Origin of the sequence: Vibrio sp. Vb1980 (genome assembly GCF_033338615.1) — a bacterium.
GTDB lineage: Bacteria > Pseudomonadota > Gammaproteobacteria > Enterobacterales > Vibrionaceae > Vibrio > Vibrio alginolyticus.
In genome coordinates this window covers 13,143-29,594 of sequence record NZ_JAWOSZ010000015.1, presented here as the reverse complement: position 1 = coordinate 29,594, position 16,452 = coordinate 13,143, and the positions used below count along the sequence as shown (strand labels likewise).

Below are 16,452 nucleotides of genomic sequence, written 5' to 3'. Positions count from 1 at the left end.
CTCTCTTACAGGTAGTTCTCTCTCAGTGCTAAGGTTGTTTTTTCGGTATTGGTGTACGTGTTGCTCTCTGCATCAAAGGCGATTGCGCCAGCGTCCACCAGCTCATTAAGCTCTTTCTCTGTAGCGGGTTCGTCTAGGTCGAGTAATGTTGGGTGCCAGCCATCGTCACGTTTAGCCATCTTTGAACCGTTATCGATAAACACCAACCATTCCGCTTGTCGGCTGGTGGTGTTGAAATGCTTCGCTAGCGACTCGATACGGGTTTTGTAATAGAAGTCGGCCTTAAGGGTTGATGTGTTGCGAATAAGCGCGCCAACCGTTGCAGGATCGCTTTGAGTTGGCGTTGAGTAGCACATGTATATGTATTCTCGGGTTTGATTCAAGATTTGCTCATTAAGCTCTACGCCGCCCTCCGCTGCGATTCTTCGGATGAGTCCGTCTAAGTCGCCATCTGGTGCGTCAATTTGAATAGCAATCCAGCTAATTTCCTCGGCTTGTGTTGCGTTGTGCTTATCAGGTTCGCACTGAATTGCCAGGCTGCCGTTGATCTTGGCTTTAGGGTCAAACTCAATAATGTCATATGGTTTGTTGCTGTCGATTAACTTCGGCTCTGGATGGTAAAGGCTGTTGCCTTTAGGTAGGTACTCGACCGTGCAAAAGCCTAGTGTGTAGTTGCCCTCTTGGCCGACTTGTTTGGAGTATCGGCGTAGGTCAGCAGAAAATGTGTAACGTCCAACTTTATAGACAATCATTAGGTAACTCCCGTTTCTAAACATCCCCTTTAACTACAAAGGGATTAGGAACGAAATTAATATACCACTTCAATTTTAAATTCCGAACACATTTATCATAAAGAGATATAAAATATGATCATTTTGTAAATTTCTGTCTATTTTTGAGCCAAAAAAGGCGCACCATTAAGGCGCGCCGTGTGGGTTAGGTTGGTAAGTTGACCACGATTGGGATTATTAACTCGGCGTAGTCACTTAGAACCATTAGGAACAGGCCAAGATCCACGTATAACACTAGCTTTCGCAGTTGTTTGGTTAACTTGGTCAGGTCACTAACTAGTTCTTTAGAGGTTTTGAATGCTTCGATAGAAAGTTTAATTCTTTCAATGCGTTCTGATGTGGCCAACTTATAAACCGCAATGGCCAGCGCGATAAGACTTGATATAGTTATCATGCTTTTCTTTCTTTAATCTAAAGTTAGAAAATCGAAATACGCGCGTCAATGGCCAAGCAAAAATAGTTGAAAAAAAGTGTCCAGCACTGGTCAAAAGTGCCTTAAAAATCAAAATTTGGTGGGTTAGTTTCAGTTCTATAGAGAAATGAAACTAAATTGAATAAATTCCGAACAGGATAGCCAATGAGTAGTTCGGTTAGACCGAACAAGTGGAATATATTATTCCCCGTTAATACCTAACTTAATTGATACGCCTAACACGTTCGCCAGCGAGATAAGCGAGGATAAAGATGGGTCATTAGGTGGCTGTAAGGTGTTATCCATGCCTTTGGCCTTGGCGATAGCGGCTAAGGCATCTGCAATTATCTCGGGTTCGCCAGTGCTTGCTGCTTCATCGAGATAGGCTTGGATAGTCTGTTGGTCGGTTAGGTAGTCGGATGCGTCAAACTCTTTTAATTGAGTCGTCATAAGATCAACCTCGTTATTGGCTATTGGCCACACTGAGCGCGGTAAGGCCGCTAACCTGATTAGCTTGCTGCATTGCGCTTTGAACGGCTTCACTGTATGAGTCAGCTTCTCGGTCGAACTCGATACGAATTTCGCTGCCAGATGCCGATACAGTGCAATCATTAGCACCAACCTCAAACAGCGCATTAGATAGCTCGCAAAGCGTGTCTGCGTTCATGTCGCCTTGGAACTTGGCCACCAGTGCAACATCAAACTCTTTCAATCATCAATCCTCTTTTTAAGCAATTAGTGGCATTTTAGCTTCAACCATAAAAAAAAGCCACCAGCGATACGCTGGTGGCAACTGAGACTTTATTACTTTATGGGTATTATTAGGTTAGTTTAGATATTGATGAGTAGGTTTGCGTACTTATCGCTATTCTTCATCAATCTGGTTTCTAGGTGATGGTTAATTACATCCATCATACGAGCGCGTTCTACTAGCTCGCTAGTAACTTTGCCCTTTTGGTATAGCCAATCTGCTATGTCGCTAAGCCTCCAAAGAGGATCTTTCTTTGAAGCTTTGCGTACTGGCACAGGGAAGCCGCCGCCGCCAAATGTGCCCTTTTTGTATTTTGCTAGTGTGCTTTTCTTAACTCCGGTGAACTCCGCAGCTTCGCCCAAACTCACAAGGTCGCCCTCAATAGAGATAACCTGCAAGTTGTAGCCATCTACCGACTCCACATCCTTGATTGCTTGTGTTACAGCTTGAGCAAAGGAATCTGCCTCTCGCTCAAATTCGATATATAGCATTTCATCAACAGACATAACCGCAGCGTCAGAGCAAGCGCCCTCATACAGTTTGCGCGATACATCAAGTAGGTCGTTATCGTTTGTGATATTGATATTGCCGATATTCAAGGTGAACTCATAAATGCTCATCGAACTCTCTGCTCTCTATCCATGTATACAATTGTGCCTATACTACCAATTAGACACAAAAAAGCCACCGTGCTGGTGGCTTAATGGTTAACTGTTTTCCACCTCATCTAACGCTTCCATCAGAATTTTTGCTGTCTTAGCGTCATTGTTATCAAGAGCTTCTTTAATCTGAGCCTTTAGTGCAGTAATCGCAGCATTGTCGTTTTCGATTGTGGTACGAACGGTCTGTCGAATCGCTTCTTCTTTGGCAATTCTTCTAACCTTGCTTTTCTCAAGCTTATCAGCCACTTCTTTGCGCTTTTCACTTAGCTTATTCGCACTTGGCTTTAATACGTACTTCCAAGTCACATAGCTTCCACCAAGAACCGCTATGACAACCATAATCAGTATTAGAGCATTTCTTTGGTTCTGAGCATCATACCTAACATTGAACTCGGCTTTCGCGCCATCATGAATAGCGTTGTAGGCATCACGGTATCCAACCAAACGAACGGACTTAACAATTGAATATGTTGGGTCGCTCTCAATCAGACCTTTTGGAACCTTAACTTGTTTAAGGCCATCCAGTTTAATTAGCTTGTCATCGGATATTTGACCATACCCACTCACCTTAACAACAGGATCGGACTCTTGAGATAGCGAGCGAACAAACGTCTCCTTTTCTCTACGACTATACGTATTCCAATAATTGTTAGACTTGGCACTCGTTTCTCCATAGCTAATCGTAACGGTATAGCTATGGCCAAAGCGCGTTCTTGAGTCATCTGCCATAGTGCTACGAACATAGGCGCTGTTGTCGCAGTTGCTTTCCTTGTAAGATGCGAAAATACGGAGCTTATCCCATTCAGGGGCGCAGTATCGAGATATAGTCAATGTCGTATCCTCATCTATCTTCCAGCTGTAAGACGATGAGCGGTTCTGTTCTGCGGGTATATCGATAACGTCAGTCTTAGCCATTGCCAAAGCTGGCACTAACAGTAAAAGCGAAGCAAGTTTAGTTTTGTAGGGCGTCATTTCTGTATATCTTTTGGGTAGTTAGGGTGTGCATAATACACCAGAGTTTATAACTGCATCTATCCGTTGGCGTTCATCTAAAGTGGCCGTAAATCAGGATAGGGATGGCCACCAGCTAACTGGCAGCCAATGGAAAGTTAATAGCCGTTTGCTTTTCGTGGTAGCTTGGCAATCACCGCCAACACTTCATCACATAGCGCTTGGGTCATCTTCATAGGGTCAATGTCGTTAACGTTCACTAGGTGGCGAACGTCACGAATATCCCGAGCCAATTTGCAGCATTCTTGCCACTCTTTGAGCTGGTCAGTAACAACGCCATGTATCCTGGCAAACTCCGAATTGCTTCGGAAATTTGCCTTAATAAATTCGTCCAATGGGTAGATCGTCAGCATCGTTAAAACTGTTCTGCGTACATCTTTGTCATCTTCAGAAGGTGGCTAATATTGCGTAGCTGTTGATCGTGGGTTTCTTGCGTTTGGTCATCGTCCAAAATCAATGACTGGATGGAGACATCCCAATCAATGCCCTTTTTTTCAATCAAGTAAACCGCATCAGCTAGATAGGTTAAAAATTGATATTGAGAATCAATCTCCGTGTAGCTTTCTTTTGCTTTGTAAGTAATCTCATCAAAATAAGCAGAGAGTGAATCCCAAAACTTAACACTGCTACTTGCTGTCGTTTTCATCTCATAAAGATGACCGACACGTAGTTTGCTGTCAGTGAAAAGTCGTTTTAGCTGGTTGGCGTATGTACCTCTCTGCATTAGCACCATATCAGGGTTAATTAGTGGATTAGTGCTGCAAAACCCGTGAATTAGATTCATTTCTTAAACGGCTCCAACTGTTTGCTTGTGGCGTAATCCAATCCCATCTTTGGATTATGGCAACAACTTTTTATTCCGAACACGCAACTTTATATCAATATATATTTTTTTGATGTTAAGGGGTAAATTAGCTATTGCATATCTTAATTTTGATATGGTAGTCTCACCCATCATTCCGAACACACTTAATCATTTGTAGAAAATGACCATAAAAACGTTCAATACCAGCAAAGGCACTATTGCCCTGTCTAACCACGGAGCAACAGTATCGATGGCCATTAGCCGCAACGCTGGCGCGGTAGCAAACGTGTGTGTGAGTTGGGTGTTAGGGAGTGCAGATGAGGCGAAAGCCTTTATTGAGGGCGCAGACGAAAAAGCGATACGAAATGAAATGCCTCGCTTTTCCATGTGTGCAGATGTGGTTAAACAACTAGACAAGGCACTGGCCAATGGCAATTCCAAAAAACCAGTTGAGCCTACTCATAGAGCTTATGGAAGCTCTACCGCTAGATGGAACGGTCTACGAAATGCCACTACAAGTAGAGTTTATCCCGCACGATGAAATCTACATCGGCTATTTCGATACGACCGTCATTGACCGCATGCAAGGGCTAGGAATTATCACGTTACTTGGGGTGCATGATGATGAGCGACAAGCTATCAAACTCAATGAGCGTGACGATTTTCTAGCAAGCTGGTCGGCGGGAGTGAGTGAGGCTCGCAACGGCTCAGATCTGCATTATGCAGACTACAACAACAACCAATATGCGTTTACTGCCGGATACGAGCACTGGCACAACCGCAACAAAAAGGCGTTAAAGGGAAGACTTACGCATTACTCAACAAGTAGAGAGTATCTATGTCATGGATTTATTGACGAGGATACGGGTGAAATTTGGCATCAATAACAAAAGGTAACTAACTATGACTTTGGGTAATCTACTTCTAGCAATTCTTGAACAGAGAACACAAACAGGCTATGACCTAACAAACCGAACAATGCCTGAATCTGGCGCATGGCAAGCTAGCCACCAGCAAGTTTACCGCGAACTCGGTCGCATGACCGAAAAGGGTTTAGTGTCACACGAAATTGAAGCGCAAGACGGTAAACCAGACCGCAAGAATTACAGCTTAACTCAAGATGGCGAGCGTGTTCTTAACCTTTTACGCAACGAATCTACATGCGATGACCTGTCTATCATTCGTAGTCCTGCATCGGTGATGCTGGAAATCGGCAGCGAGACTTACTTCAAGTCGTACATTGAAAAACTCAATCAAGAAATCACTCAACTTAAAGAGAAGCTGAACGCGCACCAGAAAGAGAAAGGCGTGTTCTGTGACAACTTCACACTGCATGTAGAGCGCGACATTGATATGCGCAAAGCAGAGCTTAAGTTTGCCGAACGTTCACTGTCTATGATCACTTCCTCAAACATTGCTACGGAGAATGCTGCGTGAAACCTCGCAAAGCCGTTTATCTTTTAGTTGGCTCGCCAGCGCTTAAACGAGCCAAAGAGTGTTTAACTCGAAATCAGCCTTGGGACTACGAGGGCAAGCTCATGAAGATCGTCAGTTTGGGGCAACTGATGCGTAACGATGACGGCAAGCCATACCATCGGGTTTTGATTGAGAGTTACTTTTGATAGGTACAAAAAAACCGCGAATAAACGCGGTTTTTTTGCGGCTGGCCTTAGCAAACAGTTCGAATCAGCAAATTCGAGTTACCAGCCTTTTCATGTTCCACCAGCAAATGTGAAACAAGAGCAAACAAATAGTAGGTGTTTTTAATGGCTTTGACAATAGCAGAGAAACTTCAAAGACGACGAGAGAAGCAAAAACAATCAATGGAACGGGCGCGCGCAAAGCAAATCGCCAAGATGAATGACCCCGAGGAACGGGAGAAGCGCTTCAAAAAGCAATTACAACAACAAGAGCGTCAGCGCCAGCGCCAAATCGAGCGCTTAAATGATCCCGAATATCAGAAAAAGCAGCGTGACAAACAGCAACAGCGCATCGAGCGCCAAAAAGCAAAGCCTGTAGTGAAGAAACCAACCAAAAAGATCGCCAGTAAGGGATTGAAAGGCCGAACGCCAACGGCAGAGGAAAGGCGCATTATGGATGCCATTGGCCGCTTACCATGTATCGCGTGTTGGCTGCATGGCCGAGAGAATCCGGTGATTTCCTTACATCATGTGTTTGGCCGTGTTGGAGAACGGGCGCATGCGTATGTATTACCCTTGTGTTGTTATCACCACGACACACTACTGGAAGCAGAAAAGCGCGAGCAATATCCAGATATGATACCGCTCCATGCGAAAGGGAAATACGGCGGTAAAGCGCAATGGAAGATCTACAACGGTACAGAGATAGAACTGTTGTTTAAGGTCTATAAGCTGGCGGGATTGTCACTTGAACTACTGGAAAATATTTATCCCAAGCATTCCGAACATTAATTAATATAAACACCATTAACGAGGCTAAAAAGCTTGGTTAATGGTGTTAAACTGACCAAGATTCCCCATCTTAAAAAGCGCGCTTAGAGGTCACAACATGGCACGAAAGCGCATAGCTGTACTTACTCTATCATCCGGCCAGCCACGGATTATGCTTGCTGGTGTGGATGATGGCCAACTCCATATCATCGAATGCCAGCAATTAGAGCGCTCTCTAATGAGCCTCAAACTTACCTTGCCTAAGAAGCTAGAAAAGCTCAAAAAAGGCGGTTTTATTGTGCTGGTGGACGAGGTTACGCCCTATTTTGCGAAGTATGGGCGCGCCGTTCGCTTATCCGAGCCGGACGCAAAAGGCAGACCGATCATTGTGTCGGCAATGGAAGCCTATAACTATCTCTCATCCCTAAATTCTATCACCTACCCGCCTAATGCTGGTGGCCGCTATGAAGTGTCGCCGTCCATCGTGGAAGAAGTACGGGGAACGGATGGCAAGCCAATGTACAACATCGACTGGTCAGAACTGCGCCCTGATACCTACGCGCTTATGTTTGTGGTCTATGCGGCCACACAAGACAGCCTTAGCGACACGGTAACGCTTAAGAGCTTGTTTGGCATGTTACGCAAGCCCAAGAAAGAGCCAGAAATGGCCTCGCGCGCGTTTGGACTGTTTAAGGCTAAAACGGGGCTAATCGCAGACGGTAAGTATCGTATGGGAGGTAATAATGAGTAAGTTATCCCGCCTCTCAGCAGAGAACATCGAGGACGATATTCTACGGGCACATTTCTTTGCCATCGTCATGGAATACGTCAACCGTTCGGGCAATACCGAGCTGTTTGAGTACACCATTCGACTTGATGAAACCTACCGTGCCGATCTGGCCTCTTATCGCGCCTATGGCACGGTTGAGCTTGATTGGCTAGTGAGTCTGGTTTGTGACGTAGACGATCCAATGAATCCGCTACCCGTTGGCCAAACTATCAAACTACCACCAGCAGCGTGGGTGCGCCGCTCTATGCGTCAATTCATGGACGAAATGGGGCTGTAACCTATGCCGAAGAAGTTTGAAGCGGAAAAACGGGATAACGGCTCATTTGCCAGCCTTGGCCTCAATGAAAAGCAGTTCAACCAGCTATTCAACAAGATTGAACAGGCGCAAAAGAAAAACCGCCGCAATGCCAAGCGAACGCTGACCGCCTCAACGCTGACCAAACCAACCAACAAGGCGTTAAAGGCGCTAGGCGAAAAGGCTAAAGGGCAACGGTTTACCAAAGAAGACCTGATCAAGTTCGACAAGGCTCGCCAGCGACACAAAGAGGTCTATGACAGCAAGACAGCGGGTATCACCTATGCCTTTTTGGTGAAGAACTCGCGTCAAATCGACGTAGACCGTGCAAACAACCGTGTCGATGACGGTACAGGCATTCACAAGGCCACGTTAATCGGTATTAAGAACAATATCGCGCTTATTCGTGTCCGAGCCTCAAGCGTATCGAAACATGAGGAACACCGAGTAAAGGTGCGTTTTGAGCAGTGGGATGAACTACTACACGAACCGCCTAATGGAGATTACAACCAAGCGGTGCAACTGGCGTGTGCTGGCCGTATTTCCTTTGATTGCGACTGTGGCCGTCACCAGTATTGGTATCGATACTTGGCCACTATGGGTAACTACTGCATAGCGCCGCCTAAAGAGTTTGCGTTCCCGAAAATCCGAAACCCTGAATTGTCCGGTGTGGCATGTAAACACGTTTTGAAAGCAACAACCATGCTGCAATCGCTGGCATGGCAACGCATCTTGGCCAACCAAATGAAGCAGCAAGCGCGCCGTGTTGGTTTTGGCTCAGATAACAAAACGTACTTGCTCAACGAACGCGAGAAGAAAGCTGCCGCACGTAACCGTAAAACGGTGGTGGATAAGGCCGCCGCTACGCGAGAACACGCGAAATACCTACGCGCTCAGAAAGCAATGGAAAAACAGATCGCCAAACAGAAACGGGAAAGCGAAACCATCAAGCGCCAAGCGCGCAAACTGCGTAAGGAGTCCAACGAGAAGAAAGGTTATATCGATATGATTAAGGTCGGCTTCCAGAACTTCCATGACGGCTACAAGCTGCAAGGAAAGACTAAGGGTGAAGCGCTAGCCGACTTCGCAAAATTGATGAACGTAACACCAAGCAGATTAGAGAGAATCATCAAGTGAGTGACGTAGTTAAACCTGTAGTAAGAAAGGTTCGATACCAAGGCCATGAGCCCTTTAATCGCGTTTTAAGGGAGGATTGGATTAAGGCTATCAAACTATCACCTGATCACTTTGAAGCGTCCCTGTATCGCCCTGTTGAGCCAGAATCGGCACCAACGGATGATAACTACCAAAGCGAGTCAGTATTAGAGCTAGAAACCAACCAAGACACGCTTACTTATAGCGATCCCGAGCTGGTGGCCGTGTTGGATTGTCCAGATGAGCAAGAGAACTTTTTCATGATGGATGATGGCGACGAAAACCTTGGCGAGTCCTTAGAGCCGCTAATGCTGCGTATTGCTTCGCACCATGTGCCTATCGGTAGTGTACTGGAATGGGATGAAGAAACCGCCGAGGGATTACGAACCGTGTGGTGGTACGTACACAAGGCCGTTGGCTATGGCACGGCGAACGTGGGCGTGATTTATATCTGCATACCAATGCGTGATTTTAACCAGCCACCAGCGAACTTACCGGAATTACCGGATAGTTCGATTGAGCCAGAACCGAAGCCAGAGCAGGAGGAAGATTTCTTACCAGAACCGGAAGAAAACTTACAAGACGGTGAAGTGATCGAGCTTTAACGTTAATATCAGCCCTATTCCAACCCATCCTTAAAGCGCCGCTCCAATTTTGGAGTAGGCTTGACCCCATCTTAAGCACCTTGTTATATGCTTGTACTGTGCCTATAATTTATGCGCACACACAATACGCATAGGTTACTGTTATGAGAAACGCATATAGTACGCAAGCACCCAAGAAAGCTACAAACTTAAGCTTAAATAGTGAGTTACTTGCTGAGGCTAAGCGCTTAAATATTAATCTTTCAGCAACAATGGAAAAGGCACTTGAGAAAGAAGTGAGTCAACGCCTGAAAGCTGAATGGTTAGAGCAAAATGCTGATGCCATTAATGCTTGCAACGAGCTAACTGAAAACCACGGACTATTTTCTGATTCTTACCGAGTATTCTAATGCCGCAATTTTTGCTATACAAAAACAACGATAAGAGCACTTCAACCGCATATCCATACTTTGTTGACGTTCAAAGTGAACTGCTTGATACATTGAACACTCGATTAGTTATTCCGCTAACGCCTACTGAGTTGTTAGAGAAAAAAGCGCCCAGTCATCTATGTCCGGTAATCCATATTGATGAAGGTGACTTCGTAATTCTGACTCATCAAATGGCAAGTGTACCAACCAAAATTCTAAGAGAGCCTGTAAACGATCTAAGCACTTTTAGAGACGAGATCATCTCTGCCATCGACTTTCTGATTACTGGCATATAACGTCCTGTTAAGGTGTGAGCAACGCATTACCGAATGCCGCCGCATGCACCTTAAACATCAAACGCAACGCAATTGGCTTGAGAGTTCACAAGATGTATTTGATGCGCATTACATTTATATGCGCCATTTTGATTATTTAGGGTTAATCGCGTCGAGGTGTATAATTTGCGCTCAAATCAGCCCTAGTCAACCCCATCCTTAAAGCGCCGCTCCAATTTTGGAGTGGGCATGACATTACAGACTAGCCGAAAGCAAGTGCCAGCCAGTGCCAAGCGCCTTAGCAGACTTGCACCTAACTGGTCATACGCGAACAACATTCTTAACTTTGGTTGCGGTAAGTTTCCCGACCTAACAGAAGAATACCTCACTAACTACCACAAGCAGATCATGACGGTCACTCACTATGACCCGAACTCGAAAGCGAAAGGCGTAGTGAACAATATTGCCGAAATTGACAGCTCAAAACGCCGTTTTTGCGTCATGTTATGCGCGAACGTACTTAACGTGTGCAAAGATCTCGATGCAGCGATCGCAGACATGGCCAAGATTGATTTTGATTGCGCGGTCATTCAAATCTATGAGGGCAACCGATCCGGTAAAGGCCGCAAAACGCGAGACGGCTACCAACGCAATGAGCCAGTATCGGCTTACCTCCCTATCCTAACGAGCAACTTCCACAAGTTCGATGTGACCTTACACCGAAGCGATAAGTGCATCACTATCGTGAAAGGCCGTAAGTATTACGAGCTGGACGATTTGGAGGACTAATCATGCAACTGGACGATGCGTTCTTTGAAATCCCATGCGATGTAGTGACATTCGATGGCAAGGTGGAACACACAGAGCTAACCGACATTGATCGTGCGGTGGCTGCCTTTTTCCAGAACGTGCTTGATTCCTTAGTTGTGACTGACACTAAACGGCGAGAGAACAGTGAGTTTTCTCGCTTTGTTGGCCGTGATAAGTCGAGAAAGATTTACTACGGCAACTTTAACGATCCAGTGTCATTCCTATCTAAGTTAACGGCAAAATTGGGCGACAAGGTGAAAGCAAACCGTAATGAGCTTTTACCTGTTTGCTACATCACGCGCGATCCGGTGATTGGGTTTGTTGATGGCGGGGAGTACGTCGATATTGCTGACTATGGCGAACTGGCCAATGAACAAGGCCAACCTTATGCCGTGATTAATAAGTCCTTTGTCGCGCTTACCTACCGCATTAATGCCCTAGCTTGGAACCAGTCTACCCTTAGCCGCCTAGCGCTAGGTTTAATGGTTTGGCTACGTCATACCAAGGGCAAGCGTAAGCATGTATTCAGAGCGAAAACCATGCTTGCTGGTGCTGAAATGGAAATCAGCATCGAGATACGTGACCGTAAAGATGCGATGACCGAACCCGCCGAAGTAGACCATGAAAATACTCGCCTGTTTGCTTCCTCAATCTCTTTTGAAGTGATTGCAGAGGTTTATGAGGCCGAGTCGATCACTGTCCGTCAGGGCGCGATTGGTGTGGGAGGTCGAGTCATTGAGTAAAAAAGAATACTTTCTCGCCCAAAAAGTTGTCACCAACGGAAATGACATCACCATCGAGGACGTTCACTCGTTTACCTACATTGAGTGCGCTTCGATGGACGGCAATAAGCTGGTAATGGAAATCATGGATCAGGCTGCCGTTTATCGGGATGACTACGGGATTAAGCGCGGTTCAGAGATCGAGGTCACGATGGCCGATGTGAACGAGCGAGGCGATCAGGTTTGGATTGAAAAATTCATTGTGGCCAAGTCCACCAGCGCTGACGGCATGCTAACGGTTCAAGCGTTCCAAAAGGATGCGCACCTACTTAAAGAGCCAGTCACAACGCCTCGATTCTTTGTCGAAATGCAGCCTAGAGACATTCTGGCCGAGCTATTACCCGACCTAAAAATCGAATGTGACAGCTTTGAACGTGGCGCTACGTACCATTTAAACGCTGGTGGCACTAAGTCTCGCCTAATTCGAACAATGGCCAGAGATTACGGCTCAGCGGCGTTTATCTGCCGTGGTGTTATGCACTTTAAGTCGCTCAAGAACATGGATATGAGCGAGCAATTCAAGCTGGAACAGTCGAATCCAGAGGAAGCAGAGCACAGCATTGCGAACTACTCCATTATCGGAGAGGAAGCCCTGTTTGAGCGCGTTCTTAACCGTAACTATGCCTCTTGGGATACCGTCGAGGGCTTCCAAGGCGGTAAACGTTCGGGCGCTATGGTTATGGTTAGCGTTCCACAAGCCAAGGCGCTGAATAATCAACACATGGCCATCATCCCTATTTTGGATGTGGAGCTCACCGGAAATACCGCCTTTATGCCTCTTTCGGTGTGCTCAGTGCTATTCCATAAACGGCTACCCGCTACCGAGCTGGATGAATCCATGCCAGAGAAACAAATCATGAACCGTGTCGCCCATTGCCAACGTGGGAACCGGTATCAGTGTCGTATCGAGTTAGGAGTGCGAAATCTATGAGTGATTCGTCAGAGAACAGAACACGCACCAACGTCACTAACCGCTTGTTTGGTAGCTATCAGGCCGAGGTGGTTAATCCTGTCCATCCGAAAGGCTTGTACATGGTATCCGTTCGCTTGCTTGGCTATTGGGATGCTATCCCCGATAAAGATCTCCCCTTTGCCGAGTTTCTACTGCCATTAGGTGCAAAACCGAGTTGTGGCCAAGTCGTGCCAGTGGAAAAAGGCGATCTGGTTTGGGTGGATTTTCCTCGCAATGGCGATACCCGTTATCCCCGTATTACCGGATCGCTTTACTACGCGCCTAACTACGAATCGTACCTACCAAGCGAGGTGAACGGCGAAGCCTATCAGCCTAAACGAGCCGAGGGTGAACCCGAGCCACCAGCCTATGACCGCAAAGATGCGCTCTTTGTGCGATTTGGTTTGCGCGAGCTCATCACGCATCAAGGCGGCTACTCAGTAACGCATACCCAAAGCGGCACGGCCATTGAAATCACACCAGATGGCCAATGTGTTATCCACGTCGAGGGCAATGCGTTTCGCAGCTCAACAGGGAACACATTGGAGCAAGTCGGTGGCGCACTAACTATCAAAGTGAAAGGCGATGCAAACATCGAGGCGGGTGGTAATGCGACCGTTAAAGCGTCCGGTAAAGCCAACCTAGAGGGCAATGAAGTGACCATTAAAGCGAGTGGTAACGTCAATATCGACGCTGGTGGCCAGTTCGCTGTTAAAGCTGCCGCAGCTCCATTTACATTAGGGTAATGCACTATGCCAGCCGTAGGAATTGTAGGGAGTGTAGATAGTGGTCATGGTGGCTTTAGTCCAGGTGTTTTTGTTACTGGTCGGCCACTACTGACCGTGAATGGAATCAATGTATTAGGTACGGGTGATATATCCGTCATGCACGTAAAACCAGATAACCCGCCGCACGTTGGCGTTATTACTGGTAGTTCAAAACTTACTGTTAATGGCGTTCCGGTCGCCGTGGTAGGCGATGCCCTTGGGTGTGGCGCTACGCTGGTGAACGGTAACGACTTGATGACGATTGATTGAGGCAATTTGATGTTAGACACACAAGAGCAAATCGAGCAGTTTCGCCAGTTTTTAGACTTAGGCGGCCTCAAGGAAGCGGAGAACCTTACCCGAGGCAAATCCCTTAAGGTGAAGTGTGAAAGCTTGTCAGAGAAGCTATCAGGCTGCGTGAGCGAGGATATTGAGGACTACCAAGGCGCATCAAAGCTAGTCGCAACGCTTAAGGGCTTAAATGACTCAGTGAGCGCGACCGTGGCCACGTTAACGCAATGGAATGAGCACCTAGTGTTGATCACCGACCCAACCGACCTCGAACAAGTGTCTATTGGTGTGAACGTCAAACACAAGGTAGATGGCACAGAGGACAACGTACCCGCTCCGAGTATCTTGCCAATTACCAGCAAGGAAGAACTGAAAGCGCTTGAGGCAGTGATCGACGGTCTTTCTGGCCATGTTGATAAAGCCGTGTCCCTAATGACGCAAATCAATGGTGCGTTAACGCCACCAGCGCCACTAACGGGCGGTAGTGGCTCAGATGGTGGTGCAACCTTACCGCCGCCAGTCTTGCCGCCAGAACTGGCCAACAAGGCCGATGCACTAAATGAGGTAATGGCTCCCCTTGCTGGTGGTGTGGCCAGCTCAAGCAAAGTGATTGAGGCAATGATCATTGCGTCAAAAGAGGAACGTACTTTAGCGCTGGACTACTTCACTAAGGCGATTTCGTTTACCATTTGTAGCAACCAGACGAAAAAAACGAGCATCAAAGACGCGACAGAACAGGTATTTAGACTGTAGAATGCTTTTGTTGCTAATCCCTTTCCTATTCGCACTAGAAAAAGACAAAATGAGTTATTCAGTTTATTTAAACGCATATGAACTATGCGGATTAATGTCGCTTATCATCGTACTGGCAATTAACCTATTTAGAGCTCGAAACGAGCTTAAATCCACCAAAGCGCGCCTATCCTTTGTGGTACGCAAAAGCCTTAGCGTCGATGGCGAGTACATGTACGATGGATGCCGGATGAACGTGATATTTGATGCGGTACGATACAACGGAAATCAGTTTTACTTGATGCGCAACGATCAGGTAATGGCCAGCTTCCATGTAGAGCCGTATCGAGTAAGCCCTATTATTGATTACTTTAAATCAAACAAGATAGAGCCAGTTCAAAACCGACCATAATCCAAGTAAAGCCAGCGTTCGCGCTGGTTTTTTTCTATGCGACAGGCAAAAAAAAGCCGCGACAGTGAGATGGTTCGCGGCAAGTGCAGAAGCTAAATTACAGGCTTGTAAAGTTGAATGAAGTTAAAACACTCATCCAGTGTCAATGACCGCAGCTCGACTAGGACAACGAGCTGACCTAAATAATATATTTCCTATTCCGAACAGAGTCAATCCCTAACCCTATGTTAGTTAACTTGAGTTTGGAAATCCGAAAATGAAAAAAGTCTGTATTATTGTTGGTCATAGCTTCAAAGATGGTGGCGCATACAATAAATCATTCGGAATTAATGAATACACATACAACCATCCCCTAGCCAGCTTATTGGCTGCCGAACTGCATAAGCGCGACATTCTTCCAGTGATCATGTATCGAGATACCTACTCACGCATGATCGATGACGTGAACGGTTCGGGCGCTAACTACGCCATCGAGTTACATTGTAACAGCGTGGCCAATAAGGACGTTCAAGGCTCAGAGACATTGCATTGGCATAAGTCGGACAAGAGTCAAGCACTTGCTCAGCGCCTACAAAAAGCGGTGGCTGGACTTATCGGACAGCGTGATCGTGGCCTTAAGCCTATCTCGAACACTGGTACTGATACTCGCGGTTGGCGTTTCTTGATGAAAACCAAAATGCCAGCCGTGATTTTGGAGCCGTTCTTTTTGTCTAACGACGAGTCGTTACAAAAGGGATTGGAACTGCGCGAAAAGCTAGCCGTAGCACTGGCAGAAGCGTTCGCAGAACACATTAAAGAGAGCAACTAATGATGGGACTAGCAAAAGTGTTTACAAGTAGTCTATTTAAGAGCGCCACCAGCGAGAAAGTAGGTGGCATTATCCACGAACTGACCGAGTTTGGTGATCGTGTGTTTACCAGTGACGAAGAACGCAAAGAGTTTGCCTACAAACTGGCAGAGCTTGAAGCGGCCAGCTCTAACACATTGGTGCGTACTGGACGCGCCGCTATGATGTGGAGCATCGCGCTGGTGGTCGTTTATCAACTCATTGTTCGTGACTTTTTGGCCGTTTTCTATGGGGTTGAGCTTCCAAGCATAGAGACTGACACACAAGAGCTACTAAGCAACGTGTTCGGCTTTTTGGCAGGAACCCTATAACAACTGAAAATTTTTTAAATTTTTTTTAGATGCCCTTTCCTATCCCCTTTTCTCTCAACAAAAACACACGATCAACGACATAGAAATCCCCTGTCGTTACCATTCCCACAAAAGCGCACAAAAAGAAATAGATTCATTATATAACAATAATTTAAACGAAACTTTACCCCTATTT

27 protein-coding genes are annotated in these 16,452 nt (G+C 46.3%); 19 read left to right on the top strand and 8 right to left on the bottom strand.

The features are described from left to right. Positions 1-5: 5 nt before the first annotated feature. The 8 genes from R7F64_RS19000 to R7F64_RS18965 all read right to left on the bottom strand — a co-directional run bounded on the left by R7F64_RS19000 (position 6) and on the right by R7F64_RS18965 (position 4,411). The gene (locus tag R7F64_RS19000) at positions 6-752 is read right to left on the bottom strand and encodes a hypothetical protein (protein ID WP_318071985.1); all 747 of its coding nucleotides are present in this window, start codon (positions 750-752) and stop codon (positions 6-8) included. Positions 753-936: 184 nt separating this feature from the next. Then, positions 937-1,185, bottom strand: coding sequence for a hypothetical protein (locus R7F64_RS18995; protein WP_318071984.1), 249 nt, complete (start codon positions 1,183-1,185; stop codon positions 937-939). Between the two features lie 219 nt (positions 1,186-1,404). Beyond that, positions 1,405-1,653, bottom strand: coding sequence for a hypothetical protein (locus tag R7F64_RS18990; RefSeq protein ID WP_081048945.1), 249 nt, complete (start codon positions 1,651-1,653; stop codon positions 1,405-1,407). Between the two features lie 13 nt (positions 1,654-1,666). Continuing rightward, on the bottom strand, positions 1,667-1,915 hold the full coding sequence (locus R7F64_RS18985) for a hypothetical protein (RefSeq protein WP_318071983.1): 249 nt from the start codon (positions 1,913-1,915) through the stop codon (positions 1,667-1,669). 119 nt (positions 1,916-2,034) lie between these two features. Next, positions 2,035-2,574: a helix-turn-helix transcriptional regulator gene (locus R7F64_RS18980; RefSeq protein ID WP_024703888.1), complete on the bottom strand. Its 540-nt coding sequence runs from the start codon at positions 2,572-2,574 to the stop codon at positions 2,035-2,037. An 87-nt stretch (positions 2,575-2,661) separates the two neighbouring features. Continuing rightward, positions 2,662-3,588 carry a hypothetical protein gene (locus R7F64_RS18975; RefSeq protein ID WP_213963507.1) on the bottom strand — a complete coding sequence of 309 codons (927 nt, stop codon included), beginning with the start codon at positions 3,586-3,588 and terminating at the stop codon, positions 2,662-2,664. 137 nt (positions 3,589-3,725) lie between these two features. Next, entirely contained in the window at positions 3,726-3,980 is a 255-nt protein-coding gene (locus tag R7F64_RS18970; RefSeq protein WP_140203153.1) for a hypothetical protein, read from the bottom strand. Between the two features lie 2 nt (positions 3,981-3,982). Continuing rightward, positions 3,983-4,411 (bottom strand): hypothetical protein, encoded by a 429-nt coding sequence (locus R7F64_RS18965; protein ID WP_318071982.1) that lies wholly within the window; start codon positions 4,409-4,411, stop codon positions 3,983-3,985. A gap of 449 nt (positions 4,412-4,860) precedes the next feature. On the opposite strand from R7F64_RS18965, the gene R7F64_RS18960 reads away from it, so the two are divergent. The 19 genes from R7F64_RS18960 (at position 4,861) to R7F64_RS18870 (ending at position 16,277) form a co-directional block, all read left to right on the top strand. Then, entirely contained in the window at positions 4,861-5,319 is a 459-nt protein-coding gene (locus tag R7F64_RS18960) for a hypothetical protein (RefSeq protein ID WP_048626724.1), read from the top strand. 16 nt (positions 5,320-5,335) lie between these two features. Further along, positions 5,336-5,869 (top strand): PadR family transcriptional regulator, encoded by a 534-nt coding sequence (locus R7F64_RS18955; RefSeq protein ID WP_054866672.1) that lies wholly within the window; start codon positions 5,336-5,338, stop codon positions 5,867-5,869. Then, the gene (locus R7F64_RS18950) at positions 5,866-6,054 is read left to right on the top strand and encodes a hypothetical protein (RefSeq protein ID WP_213986443.1); all 189 of its coding nucleotides are present in this window, start codon (positions 5,866-5,868) and stop codon (positions 6,052-6,054) included. The genes R7F64_RS18955 and R7F64_RS18950 overlap by 4 nt, the downstream gene beginning before the upstream one ends. 144 nt (positions 6,055-6,198) lie before the next feature. After that, positions 6,199-6,864 (top strand): Ref family recombination enhancement nuclease, encoded by a 666-nt coding sequence (locus tag R7F64_RS18945; protein WP_213986444.1) that lies wholly within the window; start codon positions 6,199-6,201, stop codon positions 6,862-6,864. A 97-nt stretch (positions 6,865-6,961) separates the two neighbouring features. Then, a complete protein-coding gene (locus R7F64_RS18940; protein WP_213986445.1) occupies positions 6,962-7,594 on the top strand; it encodes a hypothetical protein in 633 nt (210 codons plus the stop codon). Continuing rightward, a complete protein-coding gene (locus R7F64_RS18935) occupies positions 7,587-7,910 on the top strand; it encodes a hypothetical protein (RefSeq protein ID WP_074518809.1) in 324 nt (107 codons plus the stop codon). The genes R7F64_RS18940 and R7F64_RS18935 overlap by 8 nt, the downstream gene beginning before the upstream one ends. Positions 7,911-7,913: 3 nt before the next feature. Beyond that, a complete protein-coding gene (locus R7F64_RS18930) occupies positions 7,914-9,065 on the top strand; it encodes a phage tail protein (protein WP_213986446.1) in 1,152 nt (383 codons plus the stop codon). After that, positions 9,062-9,688 carry a hypothetical protein gene (locus R7F64_RS18925; protein ID WP_213986447.1) on the top strand — a complete coding sequence of 209 codons (627 nt, stop codon included), beginning with the start codon at positions 9,062-9,064 and terminating at the stop codon, positions 9,686-9,688. The genes R7F64_RS18930 and R7F64_RS18925 overlap by 4 nt, the downstream gene beginning before the upstream one ends. A 143-nt stretch (positions 9,689-9,831) precedes the next feature. Then, complete coding sequence (locus tag R7F64_RS18920) at positions 9,832-10,077, top strand: type II toxin-antitoxin system CcdA family antitoxin (protein ID WP_017420672.1); 246 nt, start codon at positions 9,832-9,834, stop codon at positions 10,075-10,077. Further along, positions 10,077-10,394 carry a CcdB family protein gene (locus tag R7F64_RS18915; protein WP_169629034.1) on the top strand — a complete coding sequence of 106 codons (318 nt, stop codon included), beginning with the start codon at positions 10,077-10,079 and terminating at the stop codon, positions 10,392-10,394. Before R7F64_RS18920 ends, R7F64_RS18915 begins: the two co-directional genes overlap by 1 nt. A gap of 228 nt (positions 10,395-10,622) precedes the next feature. Continuing rightward, positions 10,623-11,162, top strand: a complete 540-nt coding sequence (locus tag R7F64_RS18910; protein WP_069497720.1) for a hypothetical protein — start codon at positions 10,623-10,625, stop codon at positions 11,160-11,162. A gap of 2 nt (positions 11,163-11,164) precedes the next feature. Continuing rightward, positions 11,165-11,926 (top strand): hypothetical protein, encoded by a 762-nt coding sequence (locus R7F64_RS18905; RefSeq protein ID WP_213986448.1) that lies wholly within the window; start codon positions 11,165-11,167, stop codon positions 11,924-11,926. Beyond that, positions 11,919-12,896, top strand: a complete 978-nt coding sequence (locus tag R7F64_RS18900; RefSeq protein ID WP_318071981.1) for a hypothetical protein — start codon at positions 11,919-11,921, stop codon at positions 12,894-12,896. Before R7F64_RS18905 ends, R7F64_RS18900 begins: the two co-directional genes overlap by 8 nt. After that, positions 12,893-13,663, top strand: a complete 771-nt coding sequence (locus R7F64_RS18895; RefSeq protein WP_024703862.1) for a hypothetical protein — start codon at positions 12,893-12,895, stop codon at positions 13,661-13,663. Before R7F64_RS18900 ends, R7F64_RS18895 begins: the two co-directional genes overlap by 4 nt. Positions 13,664-13,669: 6 nt before the next feature. Next, a complete protein-coding gene (locus R7F64_RS18890) occupies positions 13,670-13,954 on the top strand; it encodes a PAAR domain-containing protein (RefSeq protein ID WP_140084749.1) in 285 nt (94 codons plus the stop codon). Positions 13,955-13,963: 9 nt separating this feature from the next. Further along, complete coding sequence (locus tag R7F64_RS18885; RefSeq protein WP_318071980.1) at positions 13,964-14,728, top strand: hypothetical protein; 765 nt, start codon at positions 13,964-13,966, stop codon at positions 14,726-14,728. A gap of 1 nt (position 14,729) precedes the next feature. Further along, on the top strand, positions 14,730-15,119 hold the full coding sequence (locus tag R7F64_RS18880) for a hypothetical protein (RefSeq protein ID WP_258500618.1): 390 nt from the start codon (positions 14,730-14,732) through the stop codon (positions 15,117-15,119). Positions 15,120-15,375: 256 nt separating this feature from the next. Beyond that, positions 15,376-15,927 (top strand): N-acetylmuramoyl-L-alanine amidase, encoded by a 552-nt coding sequence (locus R7F64_RS18875; protein ID WP_213986453.1) that lies wholly within the window; start codon positions 15,376-15,378, stop codon positions 15,925-15,927. Next, positions 15,927-16,277, top strand: coding sequence for a hypothetical protein (locus R7F64_RS18870; RefSeq protein ID WP_213986454.1), 351 nt, complete (start codon positions 15,927-15,929; stop codon positions 16,275-16,277). Before R7F64_RS18875 ends, R7F64_RS18870 begins: the two co-directional genes overlap by 1 nt. Positions 16,278-16,452 lie beyond the last annotated feature (175 nt).

What these genes read in the sequence shown, in the direction of transcription:
- R7F64_RS18995 (WP_318071984.1), bottom strand. Translation starts at nt 1,185, where the DNA reads ATGATAACTATATCAAGTCTTATCGCGCTGGCCATTGCGGTTTATAAG.
- R7F64_RS18935 (WP_074518809.1), top strand. Translation starts at nt 7,587, where the DNA reads ATGAGTAAGTTATCCCGCCTCTCAGCAGAGAACATCGAGGACGATATT.
- R7F64_RS18905 (WP_213986448.1), top strand. Translation starts at nt 11,165, where the DNA reads ATGCAACTGGACGATGCGTTCTTTGAAATCCCATGCGATGTAGTGACA.
- R7F64_RS18920 (WP_017420672.1), top strand. Translation starts at nt 9,832, where the DNA reads ATGAGAAACGCATATAGTACGCAAGCACCCAAGAAAGCTACAAACTTA.
- R7F64_RS19000 (WP_318071985.1), bottom strand. Translation starts at nt 752, where the DNA reads ATGATTGTCTATAAAGTTGGACGTTACACATTTTCTGCTGACCTACGC.
- R7F64_RS18895 (WP_024703862.1), top strand. Translation starts at nt 12,893, where the DNA reads ATGAGTGATTCGTCAGAGAACAGAACACGCACCAACGTCACTAACCGC.
- R7F64_RS18970 (WP_140203153.1), bottom strand. Translation starts at nt 3,980, where the DNA reads ATGCTGACGATCTACCCATTGGACGAATTTATTAAGGCAAATTTCCGA.
- R7F64_RS18975 (WP_213963507.1), bottom strand. Translation starts at nt 3,588, where the DNA reads ATGACGCCCTACAAAACTAAACTTGCTTCGCTTTTACTGTTAGTGCCA.
- R7F64_RS18870 (WP_213986454.1), top strand. Translation starts at nt 15,927, where the DNA reads ATGATGGGACTAGCAAAAGTGTTTACAAGTAGTCTATTTAAGAGCGCC.
- R7F64_RS18990 (WP_081048945.1), bottom strand. Translation starts at nt 1,653, where the DNA reads ATGACGACTCAATTAAAAGAGTTTGACGCATCCGACTACCTAACCGAC.
- R7F64_RS18875 (WP_213986453.1), top strand. Translation starts at nt 15,376, where the DNA reads ATGAAAAAAGTCTGTATTATTGTTGGTCATAGCTTCAAAGATGGTGGC.
- R7F64_RS18965 (WP_318071982.1), bottom strand. Translation starts at nt 4,411, where the DNA reads ATGAATCTAATTCACGGGTTTTGCAGCACTAATCCACTAATTAACCCT.
- R7F64_RS18880 (WP_258500618.1), top strand. Translation starts at nt 14,730, where the DNA reads ATGCTTTTGTTGCTAATCCCTTTCCTATTCGCACTAGAAAAAGACAAA.
- R7F64_RS18955 (WP_054866672.1), top strand. Translation starts at nt 5,336, where the DNA reads ATGACTTTGGGTAATCTACTTCTAGCAATTCTTGAACAGAGAACACAA.
- R7F64_RS18885 (WP_318071980.1), top strand. Translation starts at nt 13,964, where the DNA reads ATGTTAGACACACAAGAGCAAATCGAGCAGTTTCGCCAGTTTTTAGAC.
- R7F64_RS18915 (WP_169629034.1), top strand. Translation starts at nt 10,077, where the DNA reads ATGCCGCAATTTTTGCTATACAAAAACAACGATAAGAGCACTTCAACC.
- R7F64_RS18980 (WP_024703888.1), bottom strand. Translation starts at nt 2,574, where the DNA reads ATGAGCATTTATGAGTTCACCTTGAATATCGGCAATATCAATATCACA.
- R7F64_RS18930 (WP_213986446.1), top strand. Translation starts at nt 7,914, where the DNA reads ATGCCGAAGAAGTTTGAAGCGGAAAAACGGGATAACGGCTCATTTGCC.
- R7F64_RS18890 (WP_140084749.1), top strand. Translation starts at nt 13,670, where the DNA reads ATGCCAGCCGTAGGAATTGTAGGGAGTGTAGATAGTGGTCATGGTGGC.
- R7F64_RS18945 (WP_213986444.1), top strand. Translation starts at nt 6,199, where the DNA reads ATGGCTTTGACAATAGCAGAGAAACTTCAAAGACGACGAGAGAAGCAA.
- R7F64_RS18940 (WP_213986445.1), top strand. Translation starts at nt 6,962, where the DNA reads ATGGCACGAAAGCGCATAGCTGTACTTACTCTATCATCCGGCCAGCCA.
- R7F64_RS18910 (WP_069497720.1), top strand. Translation starts at nt 10,623, where the DNA reads ATGACATTACAGACTAGCCGAAAGCAAGTGCCAGCCAGTGCCAAGCGC.
- R7F64_RS18960 (WP_048626724.1), top strand. Translation starts at nt 4,861, where the DNA reads ATGGCAATTCCAAAAAACCAGTTGAGCCTACTCATAGAGCTTATGGAA.